The sequence below is a fragment of the Pseudoalteromonas sp. T1lg75 genome (assembly GCF_002964705.1).
Taxonomy (GTDB): domain Bacteria; phylum Pseudomonadota; class Gammaproteobacteria; order Enterobacterales; family Alteromonadaceae; genus Pseudoalteromonas.
In genome coordinates this window covers 257,524-278,225 of sequence record NZ_PQCD01000015.1, presented here as the reverse complement: position 1 = coordinate 278,225, position 20,702 = coordinate 257,524, and the positions used below count along the sequence as shown (strand labels likewise).

Genomic DNA, 20,702 nt, shown 5'->3' with positions numbered 1-20,702 from the left:
AAAAAAGGGCTTATTTTTATGTTACTGAGAGACATTTACCGCGATTGCGTTCTTTTCTCGCTCTTGGCGCTTGGCGAGTCGCTTGGTCCTATCGACCACGTCCCCCACCAGCTGGCCACAGGCGGCATCAATATCATCGCCACGCGTACGTCGAACAATGGTGGTGATGCCGGCGGCTTGCAGTACCTTGGAGAAACGATCGATGCGTGAGTTACTTGAACGGCCATATTCGTTACCCGGGAAAGGGTTGAATGGGATCAGGTTAACCTTAGAGGGCGTACCTTTTAGGGTTTGCACCAACTCATGGGCATGATCCGTGCTATCGTTTACTTCCTGCAGCATCACGTATTCTACCGTCACTTCCTTATTCGCCTTTGAGCCATCAATATAACGACGACACGCAGCCAGGAACTCTTCGATCGGGTACTTCTTGTTAATAGGTACCAGCACATCACGCAAGGGGTTATTAGGTGCATGCAATGAAATAGCCAACGCCACATCAATTTGTTCTTTAAGCAAATCAAGGGCCGGCACCACGCCTGAGGTACTCAAAGTAACGCGACGCTTCGACAGGCCAAAGGCCCAATCGTCCATCATCAGTTCCATCGCAGGCACGACATTTTTAAGGTTAAGCAATGGCTCACCCATGCCCATCATTACCACGTTGGTAATAGGACGGCGGGTGCTATCGCCATGCAGGCCGATATCTTTGGCCACACGCCACACCTGACCGATGATTTCCGACACCTTAAGGTTACGGTTAAAGCCCTGCTGCGCCGTCGAGCAGAAGGTACATTCAAGGGCACAGCCTACCTGAGAAGACACACACAAGGTGGCGCGGTCTTTTTCCGGGATCCACACGGTTTCAACTTCCTGACCACCATCAAGGATAAGTGCATACTTGATGGTACCGTCGCTAGAAGGTTGCTTTACCGAGATCTCCGGCGCACGAATTTCACATTCGGCTTGCAGGCGAGCCTTTAGTTTCTTGTTAAGGTTGCTCATTTCTTCGAAGTTATCGACACCAAAGTGATAGATCCACTTCATAACCTGATCGGCACGAAACGGCTTTTCACCAATGGATGCAAAATAGTCGCGCATACCTTGGCGATTAAAATCGAGTAAATTGATTTTTTTCTCAGTCGTGGCCATGAATAAACCTCTATCAGGTGACGGATAAAACGAAGGCGGCAATTGTACACAATTTAACCATTATAGCAATTTCTTAGTTCACTCAGCGCAGAGCAAATAAACTAAGGAATTGCATGAGACAAGAAAAGGGCCTGAAGGCCCTTCCCTGGTTCTGCTTACAACTCGAAATTAACGAGTACGTGGGCAGATTTCTTCTTCAGCGAAGAAGTAAGCGATTTCGCGAGCAGCAGACTCAGGAGCGTCTGAACCGTGTACCGCGTTCTCGTCGATGCTGTCAGCATAGTCAGCACGTAGAGTACCAGCAGCCGCTTCAGCTGGGTTAGTAGCACCCATGATTTCGCGGTTTTTACGTACTGCATCTTCACCTTCAAGAACCTGAACCATTACTGGGCCAGAAGTCATGAAAGAAACAAGGGCACCAAAGAAAGGACGCTCTTTGTGCTCAGCGTAGAAGCCTTCAGCTTGCTCTTGTGAAAGGTGAACCATTTTAGATGCTACGATCTTAAGACCAGCAGACTCGAAACGGTTGTAGATTGCACCGATGTGGTTTTTAGCTACCGCATCAGGCTTAACGATAGAGAAAGTGCGCTCTAAAGCCATGTGTTGCTCCAAATAACGTTAAATTTAAGTGTTAAACTTTACCGGGCGCGAATTATACGCGCTTTAGCATGAAAATCCTACTACATTGTGACCCAGGCAAGACTAACAAATTTTTGTGACGCTTTGACTAATGGGCCTCACGGAACCCGGGCCATAGACCGGATGCAGCTCCACCAGCTCACCCAAACCCTGATCCAAATCAAAATCCCTAGCGGGCACACGCGCTAGAATCCGCCGCTATTTTTTACCTCAGTTGACTCGGACTCAGCCAAGGAATTAACCATGTCTATCTTTACTCCTGAATTACTTAGCCCGGCGGGCAGCTTAAAAAACATGCGCTACGCCTTTGCCTATGGCGCCGATGCGGTTTATGCCGGACAACCCAGATACAGTTTACGGGTGCGCAACAACGAATTTAATCTCGCCAACTTAGAGCTGGGTATCAACGAAGCCCATGCGCAAAATAAAAAGCTTTACGTGGTGTCTAACATCGCTCCGCATAATGCCAAGGTAAAAACCTATTTGCGTGATATCGAGCCGGTTATCGCCATGAAACCGGATGCGCTGATCATGTCCGATCCGGGTCTGATCATGCTGGTAAAAGAAAAATGGCCGGATATGCCCATTCATTTGAGCGTGCAGGCCAATGCGGTGAACTATGCCAGCGTGCTGTTCTGGGCTAAGCAAGGCATAGAGCGGGTTATTTTATCCCGGGAATTGTCACTGGAAGAAATTGGTGAAATCCGCGAGCTTTGCCCGAATACTGAACTGGAAGTGTTTGTGCACGGCGCCCTGTGTATGGCCTATTCTGGACGCTGCCTGCTCAGCGGTTATATCAACAAGCGCGACCCGAACCAGGGCACCTGCACCAATGCCTGTCGCTGGAGCTACGATGTAAAACCCGGCGAAGAAACCGAAACCGGTGATGTGGTGCATAAAATTAACCCAACCCTGGGTTTGGGTGAGCCGACCAAAGAAGTCTTTATGCTCGAAGAGCAAGGCCGACCGGGGGAATACATGCCGGCGTTTGAAGACGAGCACGGTACCTACATCATGAACTCGAAAGACCTGCGCGCGGTGCAATATGTGGATGCGCTGACGCGTATGGGCGTGCACAGTTTAAAAATCGAGGGCCGTACCAAGTCCTTCTATTATGTGGCGCGCACTGCTCAGGTGTACCGTCGCGCCATCGACGATGCGGTGGCCGGCAAACCGTTCGACCCAACGCTGATGAAAACGCTCGAGCACTTGGCACACCGTGGCTATACCGAAGGCTTCTTAAAGCGTCATGCACATCAGGATTATCAAAACTATGACTATGGTCATTCGGTATCCGACTCGCAGCAGTTTGTTGGTGAGGTGTTAGGGCGCACCAACAATGGCCTGGTGGAAATTGATGTGAAAAACAAATTCTGTACCGGCCACTCGCTGGAGCTGATGACGCCACAGGGCAATATCAACTTCAATTTGGAGCATATGGAGAATAAAAAGGGCGAGCGCATCGATGATGCCAAGGGCTCGGGCCATATAGTTCGTATTCCTCTGCCCCAAGACGTTGAGTTAGACAAAGCCATTCTGCTGCGCAACTTAATGCCGGGCCAAGACACCCGCAACCCCTTCCCCGCTTGAGGCTAGAGGGCATTATGATAGGCGGTAATATGGCGCTCTAAGTCCAGTTCCAGCACCACCTGAGTACGGTGCGGTAACTGGCTCAGGGCATGACGAGTCAGGCGTTCAAAGTAACCGATAAAGTCGGCGACTTGCGCCTTACTCATGGTGTGAGCGGTATGACCCACGCGGGCAATTAGTTTTTGCTCCTGCTGCCAGCGCCAGGCCAGCACCGCATCGAAGCTTGGCGCCTTCAGCATAATACTGATATCGGCACTGGCAAAAAGCGGCTGATAATGCTGCTCCAGGCAGGTATTTACATAGCGCCGCCAGCGCCCATCCACATCCTGTTGTTGTTCAAGCTCATTGATGGGAACGCGCAAGGCCTCTTCACTTTGCGGTGGCGTGCCCACACACCAGCCCTCAACAATAAGCACCTCAATGGGCCGAGAGAAGTGCTGCCATTCAGCGCTGGCACAGGGCTCGTCCATCGCCTTATCGAAGCGCGGCACGCTCAATGGAGCTAGCCCCTCATGGACCCCCTCCACCAGCTTATGCAAACGGGCGATATCATGTGTCCCGGGCACACCCCGGGTCGCCAATAAGGGATGCACCTGCTGCGCCAGCTCATTGCGCTGAGCCTGGGAATAATAAAAGTCGTCCAAGGAGCTGGCACAGGCATTAAGTCTGCCCTCCTCGCGCAGGTAGCAGGCCAAATAATCGGCCAGTGTGCTTTTACCCGAGCCTTGGGCGCCGTTGATAGTCACAACCAGCGGCAGCCCCGGCTTTTTAACTGTCATTATTTGCTGCGCTAAGGGCGTAAAGTAGTGAGTTATTTGTGCTGCATACTGAGGTGGCAGTTCATGACGGGATAAAAATGCCGCTGTATCCATCTTTGCGCTCCTTGTGTTACCGTACCTAGCCTCTTTGCATACCCCGGGCCAGAATATAAGTACATTATAAAACAGCAGGTTATTAACTCCAGCTTGCTGTTTAGCACCAGTTTGGTGCAACACTAAGCACAGTCACGTGACCTTGATGCCAGCCATTCTTTGTTCTAGATCAAACTAAGGCGAAATAACCTCACCTTTGCTAGTGAGTCACAAGGGAATTTTGTGTACTATCGCGACCCTATTTTTAGGGGGACGTATGGCTTTATTAATCAATGACAAATGCATTAACTGCGATATGTGCGAACCCGAGTGTCCGAATGGCGCCATTTATATGGGGGCGGAAATTTATCAGATAGCGCCGAGTAAATGCACCGAATGCGTCGGCCATTACGATAACCCCACCTGTGTGAGTGTATGCCCTATCGACTGTATTAAGCCGGATCCCGAGCATAAGGAAACACTCGCTGAGCTCGCCGATAAATATGTGTTACTAACACGAGGCGACGAGCCCAGATAAACACCATCTGTTACTCCTGAACAGGCTTTACAGGAACTGGCTTGTCGTTAGGCACCGCCTTCGTTGGTTGTAACAAGAGCTCGGTCATAGACTCTTGAATGGCCTTTTTCTGCGCCGCCACTAATTGAGCCAGTGCTTCTTGTGTGGCCTGCTTAATGGCCAGCTCCACTTCCTGCATCAGGGTATTGGCATGGGTCAATGAACTCATCAACAGTAGGCTGGAAACGATGACTGCATGTAAGTATTTCATAATGGTATCCTTGGGTTAATCTAGTAAGTAAATGTCCCTTAGTTACTATCAACGACCGTGCCAAAATAAAATACCCTTTACATTCAATGACTTGTTTTTACCCCTCTATTTTTACCGCAAAATTAGCGTCCGCGAACGGACACTCCTGTGTCCAAGGCCGGACACTTAATGGCTAAGTGCTCTGTGCCGACCATCGGCGATCGCGCATAAAAAAAGCGTGACCGCCACCGTTGCGCTCACGCTTTTATTCGTTATTCCTTATTTAGGCACCCACTATGCCTAGGGGTGTGGCACTGCGCCAGGCGCCGCGGGTAAAGTCTGGAATCGTGATGGACTCACTGCGATTGGCCACCGATTGCGCCGACAGTGGCGAAATCACCGACCAGGCGGCGCCGTCATACACATCTTGATCCAAAGGCTCACCATTACGTAAACAATAGATCATGCGCCAGAACATCAAGAAATCCATGCCACCGTGGCCACCATTGCGCTCGGCTTCAGCACCCATTTTCTGCCACAGGGGGTGATCGTATTTATCGTACCAGGGCTGCATATCGTATTCCCATTCGTGGAAGCTCTTGTTGCCGCCATGCTCCAAGGCAATGCGGTTAGGGAAACCGGCAAAGACACCATTGGTGCCCTGGATCAGGTTATGACGACTATAGGGGCGCGGCGTGGTGGTATCGTGTTGCACCATGATACTGCGCCCGTTAACGGTTTTGATCAGGGTGGTATTCATGTCGCCGGCAATATATTTCAGTTGATTACGCTCGTGCTCCGCCGGGAATTCACGCTGGGCGTAGGCGGCGCGGCCCAGGGCAGGTGAGCTCATGGAGGTGAGGTAATCAAAGCGATCGCCGCGGTTAATATTCATGTATTGCGAAACCGGGCCCAAACCGTGCGTGGGGTAAAGGTTGCCGTCGCGACGAGTATGCCAGGCGGTACGCCAAGAGCCGGTCTTGTGCTCGATTTCTTTCATCTGCCAGCGCAGCTCGTGAATATAGGCCGCCTCGCCGTGAAGTAACTCGCCGAAGAGCCCCTGACGCACCATGTTTAGCACCATCAACTCATCACGGCCGTAGTTGACGTTTTCCATCATCATGCAGTTTTTCTGGGTGCGCTCGGCGGTGTCGACTATGTCCCACATTTCTTCAACCGTCAGCGCCAGTGGCACCTCGACAAAGGCGTGCTTGCCACTGTTCATGGTGTCGATGGCCATGGGTGCGTGCCAACGCCAGGGCGTGGAAATAATCACTATGTCTATATCATCGCGGGCCAACATGTCTTTATAGGCCAGCTCGCTGTCACCATAGGCGGTGGGTTTTTCCTTGCCTTCTTTAACCAGGAAGTCGATGGCGCGATCCAATACCTCTTGGTGGGTATCACAAATGGCCTTGATCTCGGCGCCCTCAATGTAGCTCATGCGTTTTACATGACCATAGCCACGCTGACCCACACCGATAAAGCCAACCCGCACCACATCCATTTTTGGGGCGATTAACCCGATCACCGACTGGCCCTGAGCCTTTGGCGCAGCCGCAGCGCCAGCGCTGGTACCGGCGCAGCCCGCCATCGACGCTGTGGCGGCGGCACCGGCCACCGCGCCCGCCGCCTTTAAAAAATCGCGTCTGTTGAATTGTTTCATTGCTTGTTCCTCAGTCATGCCTTTCCAGGCTTTATAGCACGCTAGCGTAAAGCACCAAGGCAGGCAAAAGGAACGAGATTAATGGCAAATGAAAGCGATAAAAAACCCAGCTATTTGCTGGGTCTGTAGTTTAAGCATTATTGATCAGGCTCTTAAGCCTTTCTTGTTGCGCCAGTACGCTGCGATACAGGGCAAACTGATTATTGGCTCTGTCGAGATTATGGCGGCCATGCTTAATGCTGAAATAATGGTCACCGTCGATATAGTCGGTAAGAAAACGCACCCCGATCATAAAGGGCATTACCCTGGCGCCAAGCCAAAAGCTGGCCTTTTCCTCGGCGGTAATGTGCGCCTTTAAAGGCTCAATATAGCCCTTGACCAGGGCGGCAAAGATTTCTTCACGCACCCGCACATTCGCCAGGTTAATACTGTCTTCTTCTTCCGGTGAGCAGAAGGTGCGCACCATGTCGCCAAAATCGAATAACCAATAACCGGGCATGCAGGTGTCCAGATCGATCACCGCCTTGGCCGCGGGTGCAGCCGCGGGTGCAGCCGCGGGCGCAGCCCTTGGCTCTGACGTACCCTGGTCATTGCAAAACAGCATATTGTTGATCTTGGTGTCGTTATGACACGGACGCAGAGGTATTTGCGCGGTAACCGCCGCCACTTCATCGATCAGAAAGGCTTGCTCGCGACAAAAATCCAGCTGCTGCAGAACATCCTTTACGCGGCCGAGTTTGTCATCTTGCACTGCCTGCTCCAGCATGTCCATGCGCATGGCCAAATTATGAAAGTCTTTGATCACAGGATACAAGGACTCGGCATCGAAATCTTGCAGCGCGGCGGCAAAGCGGCCAAAGGCACTGGCTGCAACCTGAGCCTGCAAGGGCGACTGCACCACCTCTTCACTGCGGCTGTTGCCGATAAATTCCAAGGCGCGCCAATGCTCGCCCTCAAGGCTTACCAAAAACGCGCCATCTCGAGTAGGGACATGCTTGATCACCTCAAGATCATACTGGCTTGCTTGCTGCTTTTGCATCAGGTGCTGCTCAATTTTACAGGCATTGGCGACTAGCTGCTCCGGCGCCGGAAACACTTGGGTATTGAGCTTTTGCACCACGACACTGCCGTCGCGATGCCCTAACAACATGGTGGTATTAATATGGCCATTGCCTATGGCCTTTAAGCTCACTGGCGGCGCAAAGCCGTATTGCTGCGCTAACAGCTGCGCATAATAATCTGTATTCATAGGTGTATTTTTGGCAGCCCCGTTACTTATGGCTTAATCCCTTGAGCGCGGCGATATTCCGTGCCAATAGGGGCAATTCATCTTTATAGGTCATTCCCATCCAAGCCTGCTGAGCGGTGTATACGTCAACCACAGTCAGGTGCCGGTCAATGCCATATTGGATTTGATCGGGAAGATAATACTCCTTTGCGCATCCCTTGTCATGGTGACCAAGGAAGTGAGCAAAGTTTTCTGCCAAAATCGTAAAGAGTCGCTTATCTATCCCCCAGCAGGTCATGGACGCAAGGGCATCCAAGGCCAAGGTCCTCGCCTGCCCCTTATCGTCGAAGCCAAGCAAAGAGCCATCGTCCTGGTATTGGATATTGAGCACTTCATCCACACGCACGAGCTGCTGGTGTTCGTTAAGGGCACAAATACCGCGATTCACACCGCCCTGCTCCGACAAGGTTTGTTGCAGCGGATAGGCCACACAGGCCCAGTTGTCACTGTGCTTAAAGTGTTGCACCAGCTGTTTATAGGCTTGGCTGCCGTAATAATCATCGGCGGTGATCACTATGGCCTTATCGACAACCGCCTCTTTTGCGCATAGCAGTGCATGGCCGGTACCCCAGGGCTTTTGCCGCTCGGCTGCAAGCTGTGCTGCACTCTGTGCGTACTCGGCGGGGACATCCTCAAGACGCTGCTCAACCAGGGTGACTTCCAGATCCTCGGGAAGCTTAGGCAATATCTCTTGCTCGATATAAGCGCGCACGGCAGCGTTAATCACCAGCACCAGATGGCGAATACCCGCGTTATAAGCATCTTCAATGCTCAGCTCCATTATGGTGCGATTAACGCCGGGCAGGGGCGCAATTTGCTTGGCGCCGCCAAAACGACTGCCTAACCCGCCCGCCAGCACGACTAAACTAATATGAGGATTCACACGCACTTATTCCATTACTGCAAAAGTGAGAGTGTAACGACTAGCGCCCAGGCACTGCAAATATCTGAGTTAGCATACCCACTACAATGGCGCTAACCTATATTTAAGCAGAGGTACTTTTCTTCCAGATACTCGTCCAGTCCCTGATGGCCGCCTTCGCGCCCCAGGCCCGACTGCTTTACGCCGCCAAAGGGTGCAACCGGGTTGGAAATAAGCCCTTCGTTAATCCCTACCATGCCATATTCCAGCGCCTCGCCGACACGATAAATTTGGCCTATGTCCTGACTGTAAAAATAGGCGGCCAAGCCATAGGGCACAGCGTTAGCCTGAGTGATCGCCTCGGCCTCATCGCTAAAGGTGGCGACGGTGAGCACAGGGCCAAAAATCTCTTCCTGACTGATCCGCATCTCGGCCTTCACATTGCTAAGCAACAGCGGCGCCACATAGTTGCCATCCAAGGAAGCCGCCTGGTTAACCTGCTTGGCTCCCTGTTCAAGGGCTTCTTCAACCAGTTTCAACACCTTGTCTTTGGCGGCAGGGTAAATCAAGGGACCAATATCCACTCCGGCGCTAAAACCATCACCTACCCTTAATGCCTGAACTCGTTCCGCCAGCTTCGCGGTCAATGCGTCGGCGACGCGCTCATCCACCAAAACCCGGTTAACGCAGACACAGGTTTGCCCGGCATTGCGAAACTTACTGGCAATAATGCCATCGGCGGCCTTATCCAGATCGGCGCTGGCAAACACCAAGAGCGGCGCATTACCGCCAAGCTCCATAGAGGTGCGTTTTATCGTCGGAGCGCACTGGGCCAGTAACTGCCTGCCCACTGCGGTGGAGCCGGTGAAGGTGAATTTGCGTACCACCTCTGAGGCGCAGAGTTGCTCTCCCACTTCCTTGGCGCGATCGCTCAGCAGCACATTAAAAGCGCCCGGTTCAAAGCCGGCTTCATGGGCTAAGTGCGCCAGGGCCAAGGCCGACAAAGGCGTATGCTCGGAGGGTTTTAAAATAAAGCTGCACCCGGCGGCATAAGCCGGTGCCACCTTGCGGGTGATCATGGCAATAGGAAAATTCCACGGAGTAATGCCCGCCACCACGCCCACGCCCTGCTTAATGACCGAGATTCTATGCTTGTCATTGCTGGCAGGGATAAGCTCACCATAACTGCGCCTGGCCTGCTCGGCGTACCATTTGATATAGTCGGCCCCGTATTTAACCTCCCCAAGCGCTTCCGCTAGGGGCTTTCCCTGCTCCATGGTCATGAGCTCGGCCAGTGCCTGCTGGTTGGCCATCACTAAATCATACCAACGCTCAAGCACCTGGGCGCGATGCTCACAAGTGCTGTTTTTAAGGCGGATAAAGGCCTGCTCGGCGGCACTAAGGGCCAGCTCTACCTGGGCCGCTGTAACACGGGATACGCTCGTTAAAACACTGTTGTCGGCTGGGTTGGTGACGGTGAACTCACCTTCCCCCTGGCGCCACTGGCCATCGATAAAGGACTGGGTAAATAACAAGGTCATACTCATAAAACTCTCCCAATAAAAAAGCCGCTGGATATAGGATACAGCGGCTTTTTCTGATTTACATGTGTGGAAGCTTAATGCTCTTCATTTACTATATTGAGGTTGTATTTGGGGATCTCAACCACCAAATCCTCATCGGCAATCTTGGCCTGACAACCCAGACGTGACTCAGGCTCAAGACCCCAGGCCTTATCTAGCATGTCATCTTCAAGCTCATCGCTTTCTTCCAAAGAGTCAAAGCCCTCACGAATTACCACGTGGCAAGTAGTACAGGCACAGGACTTTTCGCAGGCATGGGGAATGCTGATGCCATTTTTAAGCGCCACATCCAATACCGTCTCACCGGCCTTAGCTTCTATGGCCGCGCCTTCGGGACACAGCTCTTCATTGGGTAAAAAGATAATTTGTGGCATTGCTTATACCTCATCTACTGATTGGCCGGTCAGGGCCTTTTTAATTGATGCATCCATACGACGGGCGGCAAAATCGCTACTCGCCGCATCCACCTTTTCGATGGCGTCTTTAATTTCTTGTGGCTCGGTGGTGCTGGCACTGATCGCCTGCATCTGTGCCATGGCATCGCGCAGCGTTGCCAATTCCTGCTCATCAAGCAAGTGGCTGTCGGTGGCAAGCGACGCTTCCAAAGCTTCATGTACGCGTAAGGCTTCAACCTGCTGCTCTTTAAGCATACGCGCCTGCATATCTTCTTTGGCGTTGCTCATCGATGATTTAAGCATCTCGGCCACCTGGTCATCGGATAGGCCAAACGACGGTTTCACCTGAATTTCCGCCTGTACGCCGGTGGATTTCTCCATCGCCGTCACGCTGAGCAGACCGTCGGCATCCACATTAAAGGTCACGCGAATATGCGCCGCACCGGCAGCCATAGGCGGAATACCTTTAAGGCTGAATTTTGCCAAAGAACGACAATCGTCAACCAATTCACGCTCGCCTTGCAGCACATGCAGTGCCATAGCCGTTTGTCCGTCTTTAAAGGTGGTAAATTCCTGCGCGCGCGCCACCGGGATGGTGGTGTTGCGAGGAATAATCTTCTCGACCAGGCCACCCATGGTTTCCAAACCAAGCGACAGTGGCAATACGTCCAAAAGCAACATATCCGCTTCCGGCTTGTTGCCTACCAGGATATCGGCCTGAATGGCGGCACCAATGGCCACAACGCGATCCGGGTCTATGCTGGTTAACGGCTCTTTGGCAAAGAACTCACCCACCTGCTCACGCACGATAGGCATGCGGGTCGAACCACCGACCATCACTACTTCGAGCACCTCATCCGTACTTATACCGGCATCTTTGAGGGCACGACGACAGCTGCGCAAGGTTTTCTTCACCAAAGGAATGGCCAATTCGGCGAACAACTCACGGGTCACTTCCACGGTATGCGTTTGTCCATCGAACTCTAGACCGACATTGACCTTGGCGTAGTTTGTGAGCGCTTCCTTACAGGCTTTCGCCTTATTAATAAATAAACGCAGAGTATTGGCCGATAAGTTATGAGCACCGGTTTGCTGCTTGAAATGCTCTACCAGCAGGGCATCGAAATCATCACCGCCGAGGGCTGAGTCACCACCGGTGGCCAACACCTCAAACACCCCTTTGTTGAGGCGCAGGATGGAAATATCAAAGGTACCACCGCCGAGGTCGTACACGGCTATCACCCCTTCCTGACCTGAGTCCAAGCCATAGGCTACCGCCGCTGCGGTTGGCTCGTTCAAAAGACGCAGCACCTTAATGCCAGCCAGTTGCGCCGCATCCTTGGTGCTGTGACGCTGGGCATCATCAAAATAGGCTGGCACAGTGATCACCGCACCTGTGATGGTATCGCCGCCGAAGCTTTGCTCGGCACGCTCACGCAGGGCGTTCAAAATATCGCTCGATGCCTGAACCGGGCTGATATCCCCTTGGCGGGTATGAATGTGCAGGCTGCCGTTTTCATCGTTGAATTCATACGGCAACTGACCATAGCTGGCTTCAATTTCCGCCTGGGTTTTACCTAAGAAACGCTTTACGGAAATAAGGGTGTTGTGCGGGTCGTCTGCGGCATGAACTGCCGCTTCTTGACCAACCACATGGCCTTGCTCTAAATAGCGCACCACAGAAGGTAACATGGCGTTGCCCAGCTCATCGGTCAGGGTTTTCGCCTCACCGCTTTGAACCGTGGCCACCAAGGAGTTGGTGGTACCCAGGTCGATACCTACCGCGAGTTTGTGTTCATGAGGTGCCGTGCTTTGCCCCGGCTCAGCAATTTGCAGTAATGCCATGTGTGTTATAAAACCTTTTTACTCAATGCTGATAAGTCGCTAGTCATCAAATAATTCATCTTCAATGCGCTCTAGCTCGTCTTTTAATTTATAAACGAACTTGAGTTTTCGCACGTTATCCGCCGCTTTGTGCCAGTCATTTTCTTCTTGGCTGGCTAATAGACTTTGCAGCTCATTGCTGTATTCGCTGTTTAACTCTTTAATGTGCTGCTCAAGCTTGGCAATGGCGGCATCTGGGTCGCTACTTGTTTTGACCTCTTCAAGCTCTTCACGCAGTTCCATTTGCTGCATCAAGAACATAGGGTCTTGCAGGGTTTGCTGCTCGCCGCGAAGCTCCAGACCTAACTCGGCCAACATATATTCGGCACGCTTAAGCGGGTGCTTAAGGGTTTGCAGGGCGTCATTAATTTCCGCCGTTTTTTGCACCGCCAGCAGTTTTTCTCGCTCACTGCCGCCGCTGTGTCGGTCCGGATGCGCCGCCCGTTGCAATTCTAAATAACGCGCGCCGATCTCTTGGAGATCAACGTCATAATTTACGGGGATCGAAAACAATTCAAAATAACGCATGAAAAACCTTTATAACGAAAAGCCCTACATAAGGTAGGGCTTAAGCGAATACAATACCTGATCCTGAGCAACGCCTTGCCCAATAAGTGCCGTTATACGGTAAAGCTCTCGCCGCAACCACATTCACCATTTTGGTTCGGGTTATTGAATTTAAACCCTTCGTTTAAACCTTCTTTGGTAAAGTCCAGCTCGGTGCCATCTATGTATACCAGGCTCTTGGCATCAACAACGACCGTTACGCCCTTGTGCTCGAAGGTTTCATCACCTTCGCTCAGTTCATCTACGAACTCAAGAACGTAGGCAAGCCCCGAACAGCCCGTGGTTTTAATACCCACACGCAGACCTAATCCTTTACCACGATTGTCTAGGAAGGATTTAACGCGCTCCGCCGCTGCATCTGTTAAGGTGATTGCCATACTACTGCCTTATTTGTCGTGTTTACTCTTGTAATCTTTAATCGCTGCTTGGATCGCATCTTCTGCCAGGATTGAGCAGTGGATTTTCACCGGCGGCAACTCCAGCTCGGCGCTGATGTCGGTGTTTTTGATTTCCGCAGCTTCGTCAAGAGTCTTGCCCTTAACCCATTCGGTTACCAATGACGATGATGCAATGGCACTACCACAACCGTAAGTTTTAAACTTTGCGTCTTCGATAACGCCTTGCTCAGAAACCTTGATTTGTAGCTTCATTACGTCACCACACGCCGGGGCACCAACCATGCCCGTCGCTACGCTTGGATCATTTTTATCAAGAGAGCCAACGTTACGTGGATTCTCTACGTGATCGATTACTTTATCACTGTATGCCATAACTTTTACCTCGCTACCTTGTTACTACCAAGGCTTAATGATGTGCCCACTCAACCGACTCTAAATCAATTCCTTCTTGATGCATCTCCCAAAGTGGAGACATCTCACGAAGTCGGCTAATAGACTCTTTAATAAGTTTAACGGTGTAGTCGATTTCTTCTTCGGTGGTAAAACGACCAATGCTGAAACGAATTGAGCTGTGTGCTAGCTCGTCGTTACGACCTAGTGCGCGCAATACGTATGAAGGCTCAAGGCTTGCCGACGTACAGGCAGAACCCGAAGAAACCGCAATGTCTTTTACTGCCATCAGTAACGACTCACCTTCAACAAAGTTGAAGCTGATATTAACTATGCCTGGCACCGAGTGCTCAGGGGCACCGTTGAAGTATACTTCGTCCATATCGTTCATAATGCCGTCGATCAAACGGGTGCGTAAGGCACTGATATGAGCGTGGTCTTTATCGAAATCTTGTTTAGCGATGCGGAACGCCGCACCCATGCCTACGATCTGGTGAGTGGCCAATGTACCCGAGCGCATCCCACGCTCGTGACCGCCACCGTGCATTTGTGCTTCTAGGCGAGCACGTGGCTTACGACGCACATAAAGGGCACCGATACCTTTAGGACCATAGACCTTGTGGCCAGAGAAAGACATGAAATCAACTTTCAGCTCTTGTAGGTCGATCTTCACCTTGCCGGCGCTTTGTGCGGCGTCAACGTGGAACATGATCTTACGCTCACGGCACATCTCACCGATAGTGGCGATGTCTTGAATAACACCTAGCTCGTTGTTAACGTGCATTACGCTTACTAGGATGGTGTCGTCGCGCATGGCGGCTTCAAGCTTTTTCAGATCAAGCAGGCCGTTTGCTTCAACATCCATATAGGTCACTTCAAAACCCTGACGCTCAAGCTCACGACAGGTGTCGATAACCGCTTTGTGCTCAGTGCGCACGGTAATAATGTGCTGGCCTTTCTTCTTGTAGAAGTTAGCGGCGCCTTTGATGGCCAAGTTATTTGACTCTGTGGCACCCGAAGTGAATACGATCTCACGCGCATCGGCATTGATCAGCTCAGCGATGTCGTGACGAGCTTGATCGATAGCTTCTTCGGCCTGCCAGCCAAAGCGGTGCGAACGCGATGCAGGGTTACCAAAATTACCTTCCATTGTCAGGCATTGCATCATTTCTTCGGCAACGCGCGGATCCACCGGCGTTGTTGCTGCATAATCTAAATAAATTGGTAACTTCATACTTTCTCCGCTCACGGCAACCCTGAGGTTGCTCACAATTGACAGCTGACTTCTATATTCTCTAACTGGCTTAGGGCATCACTTAGGTTTTTGTCCTGGCGCTGGGCCACTTCTTTAATGTCGGACTTATTGACCAACTCGGCTAACGTGATGCCATGTAAAAACTCTTCAATGCGCTGACTTAACTCAGACCACAGGGTGTGGGTAAGGCAACGCATACCACTTTGGCAGCCGCCTTCTGCGCCATGACAACGAGTGGCATCCACCGACTCATTTACGGCGCTAATCACATCACCCACGGAAATGGCACTGGCCTCTTTGCCAAGCAAATAGCCGCCGCCAGGACCCCGTACCGAGGTCACTAAGCCTTGCTTACGCAGGCGTGCGAATAATTGCTCAAGATAAGACAACGAGATTTCTTGCCGCTCGGAAATGTCGGCAAGGGGAACGGGCCCAACATCTGTGTGTAGCGCAACATCGAGCATTGCGGTAACCGCATATCTGCCTTTAGATGTTAACTTCATAACGCCCCCATACTCATCAAGAGTGTGAATTTTAATTACCTGAGTATTAGAGTCAAGTATTTACTAGTACTTGAGTGAAATACTCGGGTATTCATTCACATTGTAAATACCTGAGTGATTTAGTCAAGTATTTATGCGCCTTGAAAGTGATGGCTTGAGCCCTTTATTTAGGGCCCTTCATTTGTTTGTCGACCGAGGTCAACATGCCGCGCAGAATGTTCAACTCTTGTTGCTCTGGACGGGCTCTGTTGAACAGACGTTTTAGCTTGGTCATAACCTGCCCCGGATGCTGCTTAATGATAAAGCCGGTGTCGCCAAAGGTTTTTTCCAGATGCTCATAAAAACGCTGCATCTGTTCGTTGCCGGGTATTCGGCTTCGTCTTCTTCAACCACCTTGTCCTGGCCGTCTAGGAACTGCATGCGGGTTTCATAGCACAGGGTTTGCACCGCCATGGCTAGGTTCAACGAACTGTACTCTGGGTTGGCGGGAATACAGACATGGAAATTACACAGTTGTAGCTCATCATTACTCAGGCCGCTGTTTTCACGGCCAAATACCAAGGCAACTGGGCCTTGCGCAGACTCACTAACCAGCTTTTCGCCACAGCCACGAGGGTCAACCATGGGCCAGCTTAGGGTACGTGAGCGCGCACTGGTGCCAATGGCCAGACTACAACCTTCCAGCGCTTCTTCCAGGGTTGCAACCTGGGTTGCACTGCCAAGAATATCCGTGGCTCCGGCCGCCAAGGCACTGGCATGACTGTCGATTTCACACGCCGGGTCGACCAGGTACAGGCTGCTAAAGCCCATGGTTTTCATGGCTCGCGCAGCGGAGCCGATATTACCCGAGTGTGAGGTGTTAACTAATACAATGCGAATATTCTCTAACGCCATAGTAAAGTGCTTGTTCTATCAATAACCAATTTGCGCGCTAGTTTACCATAAGCCTGGGCGCTACGAGTTGAAATTTCGTCCATCTTTAATAGCAAATTGCTACCCAGCTCAAAAAACCACCAATTATTTTTGCGAACTTTATTTACTTTGGCAGTAAAACCGTTAGAATACGCCGGCTCAAAATATTGTTCTTTTACAACCCAAAGGTAATGCTATGCATCCAATGTTAAACATTGCGATTCGCGCTGCGCGAAACGCAGGTAAGGTGATTTTGCGCGCCTGTGAAGATTTATCAAAAGTTGAAGCCACTCAAAAAGGCACCAACGACTTTGTGACTAACGTCGACAAAGAGGCGGAAGCCGTTATTCGCGAAACCATCTTAAAAGCGTACCCAAACCACAGCATTGTGGGTGAAGAACTAGGTCAACACGAAGGTTCAGACGCAGATTACCTATGGGTTGTCGATCCACTCGACGGCACCACTAACTTTATTCAAGATATCCCGCATTTCGCTGTTTCTATTGCCCTTAAGGTAAAAGGCCGCATCGAACAGGCCGTGGTGTACGATCCAATCCGTGGTGAGCTTTTCACCGCCAGCCGTGGTCAAGGCGCCCAGCTAAACAGCAAGCGTATCCGTGTAAGCAATGCCAAAGATCTCTCAGGCACAGTGCTAGCAACTGGCTTCCCGTTCAAGCAAAAGCACCATATGGATGCCTACCTGGAAGCATTCAAAGCACTATTCGTACATACCTCGGATATTCGTCGCGCTGGCTCTGCTGCACTGGATATGGCCTATGTGGCTGCTGGTCGTGTCGATGGCTTCTTCGAAATTGGTCTAAAGCCTTGGGATACCGCTGCCGGTCAACTGCTAGTTAAAGAAGCGGGTGGTTTGGTGATGGACTTTGCCGGTGGTGCTAATCACGATAAGAGCGGCAATATTGTCTGTGGTTCTCCTAAGCTGGCCCAAGCCCTTGTAAGAGAAATTCGTCCGGTACTAACAGAGTCATTATTGAAATAATGACTCCTTTTTTTGGACACAAAAAACGCGAGCCTTAGCTCGCGTTTTTTATGTCTCATTAACCATAAGCCCTAAAGCTTACAATTCATAGGTGAAGCTGACCCCAGCCACACGCGGCTCACCGTACTGAACATAGGTTTGCGTGGCGTATTCATTCACCGGGTTGTTACCAAACTCAAAACCGCGAGTATAGGTATCTTCATCCAGGGCATTACGCACCCAGAAGTTTAAGCCCCAGTAATCCGCCTGATAACCAATGCTGGCATTTACCAGATTAACGTTAGGTGCTTGCGAGTCATGGCTGTTAGAGAAGTAATATTCGTCCTTACCTTCCATGCCCACATTCACAAACAAGGCATCGGTAATGTTAAAACGGGCATTGACGGCGTATTGATATTTAGGCGCCTGTGCCTGCTCCCTATCGGTTTGATCAACGCCATCGGCGGTAACAAAGCCATCAATTTCGCTTTCCAATAAACCCAGGCTACCACTTAGGATTAAACGCGGTGAGTAAGCGTACTCGCCTTCAATTTCAAGGCCATAGTTTTCACCACTGTTACCATTGTCGAAGTAACCGGCAAATTGCTGATTTTCGGTTTTCCAGGCTTTAAGCTGGATATTGTCACGATACATGTAAAAAGCGGTAATACGAAGGTTCAAGCGTTGATCGGCAGAGCTGCCCTTAACACCAAATTCGGCATTCCACAGGTATTCTGGGTCGAAGGTACGGTGGTTAAGGAAAAACTCCGCATCCTGGCTTAAACCTTCGTCGTTAGCCTTGGCAATGGCCTCGGCATTGATACCACCGGCCTTATAGCCACGGCTGATGCTGGTGTAGATCATGGTGCGTGGTACCACTTGGTATTCAAGGGCGACCTTACCACCAATCATGGTATCTTCTACCGTTTCGCTGACCCCATGGGCATCCACATAGTCACCTTCGTTACGCTCAACACGCAAGCCGGTGACTAAACTGGTTTTATCGCTGATAGGCGTTTCGACTTGACCATAAATGGCCAGGTTGTCGCTGTCATAGTTGGAGGTGAAATCACCGTCATTCCAGGTATACTGACGCAGCAAATCCACATCACGGGATTGATAATACAAACCACCGACCCATTTACCTGCTTTTGAGCTAAAGCGCAGCTCGGCACTGTGATCTTGGCGCTCGCGCTCGTAGCTGTCGGTTGAGCTGTAACCCCAAGGATGCAAGCCCGCCTGACACACACCCGGCTGCTCGGGATCATTACATACCCAGTCCTCATCATAGCTATAGAGCATATCCGCATCTAACGCGGCCAGATTCAAGGCGATATCGGCAAAGTCAAAGCCAGTGTAGATATTACTCAGACCAAAGGCGTTACTTTCCTGAGTGTCTTTACCCGGCTGATCCGCAACGCTGGTACGGCTGTTATCCAGGGTAAAGGCATCATAACCGTTATCTATATCCATAAAGTGGGCAACAAACTCGGCACGCCAGTGCTGGGTTAGTTGCGAGTGGAACTTGATGCGTCCGACCTGCTCGTCAATATTCTGGGTATCATCACGATCCAGGTAAGCATTTTTCATATAGCCATCGGATTTATTCTGATAGAAGCTGGCGCGCACACTGCTTTGCTCACCAAGCCCGGAGGCCGCCGCCACACCGGCGTCCCATGAGTTATAGTTACCCGCCCCCAATTTGACCTTAAGGCTTGGCTCCATGGAAGGATCGGCACTTTCCATATGGATCATCCCGGCCAGGGCATCGGCGCCAAAACGCGTACCCTGAGGGCCGCGGTAGATTTCCACCTGGTCGATATCGAACAGCATGGCCGCACCACCCAAGCCTGAATAGCTGATGCCGTCGATGATCATGCCAACAGAAGGATTAATGGGATCAACAAACTGCGAACGCAGGCCTATGCCACGCACTTGCACAAAACGACCACGAGATGCCCCAGCGGTAAAGTTAACGTTGGCCGCCTGGTTTAACAACTCATCAAGGTATTTGGCGTCACGGGTGGCAATTTCGGCCTTGGAGAAAAGGCTGGCACTGGCGCTTAGCTCTTGAATAGACTCGTTTTTAAAGTCACCGGTGACAATAATTCGTTCAATTTCGCTTTCATCTGCAAAGGCGCTAACACTCAAGCTTTGAGCGACCGCACAGGCTAATAAACATAAACGTGCATTCATGCTGGGAAGGCATCCCTACTGGAATCAAAAGGAACACCGAGTCTAGCAAAATCAAGCCACTAAATGAACAGTTTAGGTACTTAAGCCGGGCGTAAAAGCGGCGCAATAGCAAAGGGAAAAAGGCATCCCATGACTAGTCACTCAACTTAGAGCGCTTGCCCTTTAGGTAGGCTCCGCGAAAGGCGACAAAATGCTGCTCTAATTTTTTTGCCGCTTCGGTTTCACCAGCCAATTGCAACACCATGATGGCCACCTCGGCGGTCCCCAACTGGTGTGCATGCGGTGCAACGCGTAAACGATAATCCGAGAGCTTCTCTGGACTGATGGATAAGATGGGCAGTTCATCAAGGTAGGGCGACTTGCGCACCATCTTCTTGGCTTCACGCCAGGTGCCATCAAGGAAAATAAACAAAGGCTTTTTATCCCCCTGCCGCTGAACCTGGTTACACACTCGCTCTGGCGCCATGCCTTCGCTTGGAAATACCACATAAGCCTGATACTGGGGATCCGTGATAAGCGCCAGCAAGGCGGGATCCGGCTCGGTTCTATCCCAACGAAAAGCATGATTATCTGGGACGATATCGGCAATTAAGCGACCGGTATTGGAAGGCTTAAAGCTTTCGTTGTGGTACATCAGCATACACACGGCGACGTCACAAGGAACCTGCTCAACCCCGGCACAAATACACAAAGGCTGGGCCAATAGGCAAGACTCACAGCGGCTGAGCTTACTGCCACGGGCTTTAAACTCACGCTGTGCCATTGCAATTTGCTGGTTCCGCAGTTTTAATACAGAATTGGTCACCTGGTTCCGCCTTGGGTTTA

20 protein-coding genes and 1 pseudogene are annotated in these 20,702 nt (G+C 51.1%); 3 read left to right on the top strand and 18 right to left on the bottom strand.

The features are described 5' to 3' along the window. Positions 1-21: 21 nt before the first annotated feature. The gene (locus C2M36_RS03995; RefSeq protein WP_105253787.1) at positions 22-1,152 is read right to left on the bottom strand and encodes a bifunctional tRNA (adenosine(37)-C2)-methyltransferase TrmG/ribosomal RNA large subunit methyltransferase RlmN; all 1,131 of its coding nucleotides are present in this window, start codon (positions 1,150-1,152) and stop codon (positions 22-24) included. A gap of 168 nt (positions 1,153-1,320) precedes the next feature. Continuing rightward, complete coding sequence (gene ndk, locus C2M36_RS03990; RefSeq protein ID WP_105200219.1) at positions 1,321-1,752, bottom strand: nucleoside-diphosphate kinase; 432 nt, start codon at positions 1,750-1,752, stop codon at positions 1,321-1,323. A 282-nt stretch (positions 1,753-2,034) separates the two neighbouring features. Between ndk and trhP the strand changes: the two genes are divergently transcribed. Next, on the top strand, positions 2,035-3,381 hold the full coding sequence (gene trhP / locus C2M36_RS03985; protein WP_199883011.1) for a prephenate-dependent tRNA uridine(34) hydroxylase TrhP: 1,347 nt from the start codon (positions 2,035-2,037) through the stop codon (positions 3,379-3,381). Positions 3,382-3,383: 2 nt separating this feature from the next. Here the strand turns inward: trhP and C2M36_RS03980 are convergent, their stop codons facing one another. Further along, positions 3,384-4,253: a kinase gene (locus tag C2M36_RS03980; protein WP_105253786.1), complete on the bottom strand. Its 870-nt coding sequence runs from the start codon at positions 4,251-4,253 to the stop codon at positions 3,384-3,386. A 256-nt stretch (positions 4,254-4,509) separates the two neighbouring features. Here C2M36_RS03980 and C2M36_RS03975 point away from each other — a divergent pair, with 256 nt between their 5' ends. Beyond that, complete coding sequence (locus C2M36_RS03975) at positions 4,510-4,770, top strand: YfhL family 4Fe-4S dicluster ferredoxin (protein WP_105253785.1); 261 nt, start codon at positions 4,510-4,512, stop codon at positions 4,768-4,770. 10 nt (positions 4,771-4,780) lie between these two features. Here the strand turns inward: C2M36_RS03975 and C2M36_RS03970 are convergent, their stop codons facing one another. The 13 genes and pseudogenes from C2M36_RS03970 to trmJ form a co-directional block, all read right to left on the bottom strand. After that, complete coding sequence (locus tag C2M36_RS03970) at positions 4,781-5,020, bottom strand: hypothetical protein (RefSeq protein WP_105253784.1); 240 nt, start codon at positions 5,018-5,020, stop codon at positions 4,781-4,783. A gap of 262 nt (positions 5,021-5,282) precedes the next feature. Next, positions 5,283-6,665, bottom strand: coding sequence for a Gfo/Idh/MocA family protein (locus tag C2M36_RS03965; RefSeq protein WP_105253783.1), 1,383 nt, complete (start codon positions 6,663-6,665; stop codon positions 5,283-5,285). A 130-nt stretch (positions 6,666-6,795) separates the two neighbouring features. Beyond that, positions 6,796-7,914, bottom strand: coding sequence for a phosphotransferase enzyme family protein (locus C2M36_RS03960; RefSeq protein ID WP_105253782.1), 1,119 nt, complete (start codon positions 7,912-7,914; stop codon positions 6,796-6,798). 22 nt (positions 7,915-7,936) lie between these two features. Next, entirely contained in the window at positions 7,937-8,836 is a 900-nt protein-coding gene (locus tag C2M36_RS03955) for an NTP transferase domain-containing protein (RefSeq protein WP_234399082.1), read from the bottom strand. A 92-nt stretch (positions 8,837-8,928) separates the two neighbouring features. After that, on the bottom strand, positions 8,929-10,362 hold the full coding sequence (locus C2M36_RS03950) for an NAD-dependent succinate-semialdehyde dehydrogenase (RefSeq protein WP_234399081.1): 1,434 nt from the start codon (positions 10,360-10,362) through the stop codon (positions 8,929-8,931). Positions 10,363-10,433: 71 nt separating this feature from the next. Further along, positions 10,434-10,772 carry an ISC system 2Fe-2S type ferredoxin gene (gene fdx / locus C2M36_RS03945; protein WP_105187837.1) on the bottom strand — a complete coding sequence of 113 codons (339 nt, stop codon included), beginning with the start codon at positions 10,770-10,772 and terminating at the stop codon, positions 10,434-10,436. Positions 10,773-10,775: 3 nt separating this feature from the next. Next, complete coding sequence (gene hscA / locus C2M36_RS03940) at positions 10,776-12,638, bottom strand: Fe-S protein assembly chaperone HscA (protein WP_105253781.1); 1,863 nt, start codon at positions 12,636-12,638, stop codon at positions 10,776-10,778. Between the two features lie 39 nt (positions 12,639-12,677). Continuing rightward, positions 12,678-13,205, bottom strand: coding sequence for a co-chaperone HscB (gene hscB / locus C2M36_RS03935; RefSeq protein ID WP_105253780.1), 528 nt, complete (start codon positions 13,203-13,205; stop codon positions 12,678-12,680). A 92-nt stretch (positions 13,206-13,297) separates the two neighbouring features. Then, on the bottom strand, positions 13,298-13,621 hold the full coding sequence (iscA, locus tag C2M36_RS03930) for an iron-sulfur cluster assembly protein IscA (RefSeq protein WP_105200210.1): 324 nt from the start codon (positions 13,619-13,621) through the stop codon (positions 13,298-13,300). Positions 13,622-13,630: 9 nt separating this feature from the next. Further along, complete coding sequence (gene iscU / locus C2M36_RS03925) at positions 13,631-14,014, bottom strand: Fe-S cluster assembly scaffold IscU (protein WP_105187841.1); 384 nt, start codon at positions 14,012-14,014, stop codon at positions 13,631-13,633. A gap of 34 nt (positions 14,015-14,048) precedes the next feature. Next, entirely contained in the window at positions 14,049-15,266 is a 1,218-nt protein-coding gene (locus C2M36_RS03920) for an IscS subfamily cysteine desulfurase (protein ID WP_105253779.1), read from the bottom strand. A 32-nt stretch (positions 15,267-15,298) separates the two neighbouring features. Further along, on the bottom strand, positions 15,299-15,790 hold the full coding sequence (iscR, locus tag C2M36_RS03915) for a Fe-S cluster assembly transcriptional regulator IscR (protein ID WP_105253778.1): 492 nt from the start codon (positions 15,788-15,790) through the stop codon (positions 15,299-15,301). 163 nt (positions 15,791-15,953) lie between these two features. Next, positions 15,954-16,684, bottom strand: a pseudogene (gene trmJ / locus C2M36_RS03910) (tRNA (cytosine(32)/uridine(32)-2'-O)-methyltransferase TrmJ). A gap of 214 nt (positions 16,685-16,898) precedes the next feature. Here trmJ and suhB point away from each other — a divergent pair. Next, entirely contained in the window at positions 16,899-17,702 is an 804-nt protein-coding gene (gene suhB / locus C2M36_RS03905) for an inositol-1-monophosphatase (RefSeq protein WP_105253777.1), read from the top strand. A 78-nt stretch (positions 17,703-17,780) separates the two neighbouring features. Here suhB and C2M36_RS03900 read toward each other — a convergent pair whose 3' ends face one another. Together C2M36_RS03900 and C2M36_RS03895 are read right to left on the bottom strand one after the other, a co-directional pair. Then, entirely contained in the window at positions 17,781-19,877 is a 2,097-nt protein-coding gene (locus C2M36_RS03900) for a TonB-dependent receptor (protein WP_105253776.1), read from the bottom strand. 133 nt (positions 19,878-20,010) lie between these two features. After that, a complete protein-coding gene (locus C2M36_RS03895; RefSeq protein WP_105253775.1) occupies positions 20,011-20,682 on the bottom strand; it encodes a tRNA-uridine aminocarboxypropyltransferase in 672 nt (223 codons plus the stop codon). Positions 20,683-20,702 lie beyond the last annotated feature (20 nt).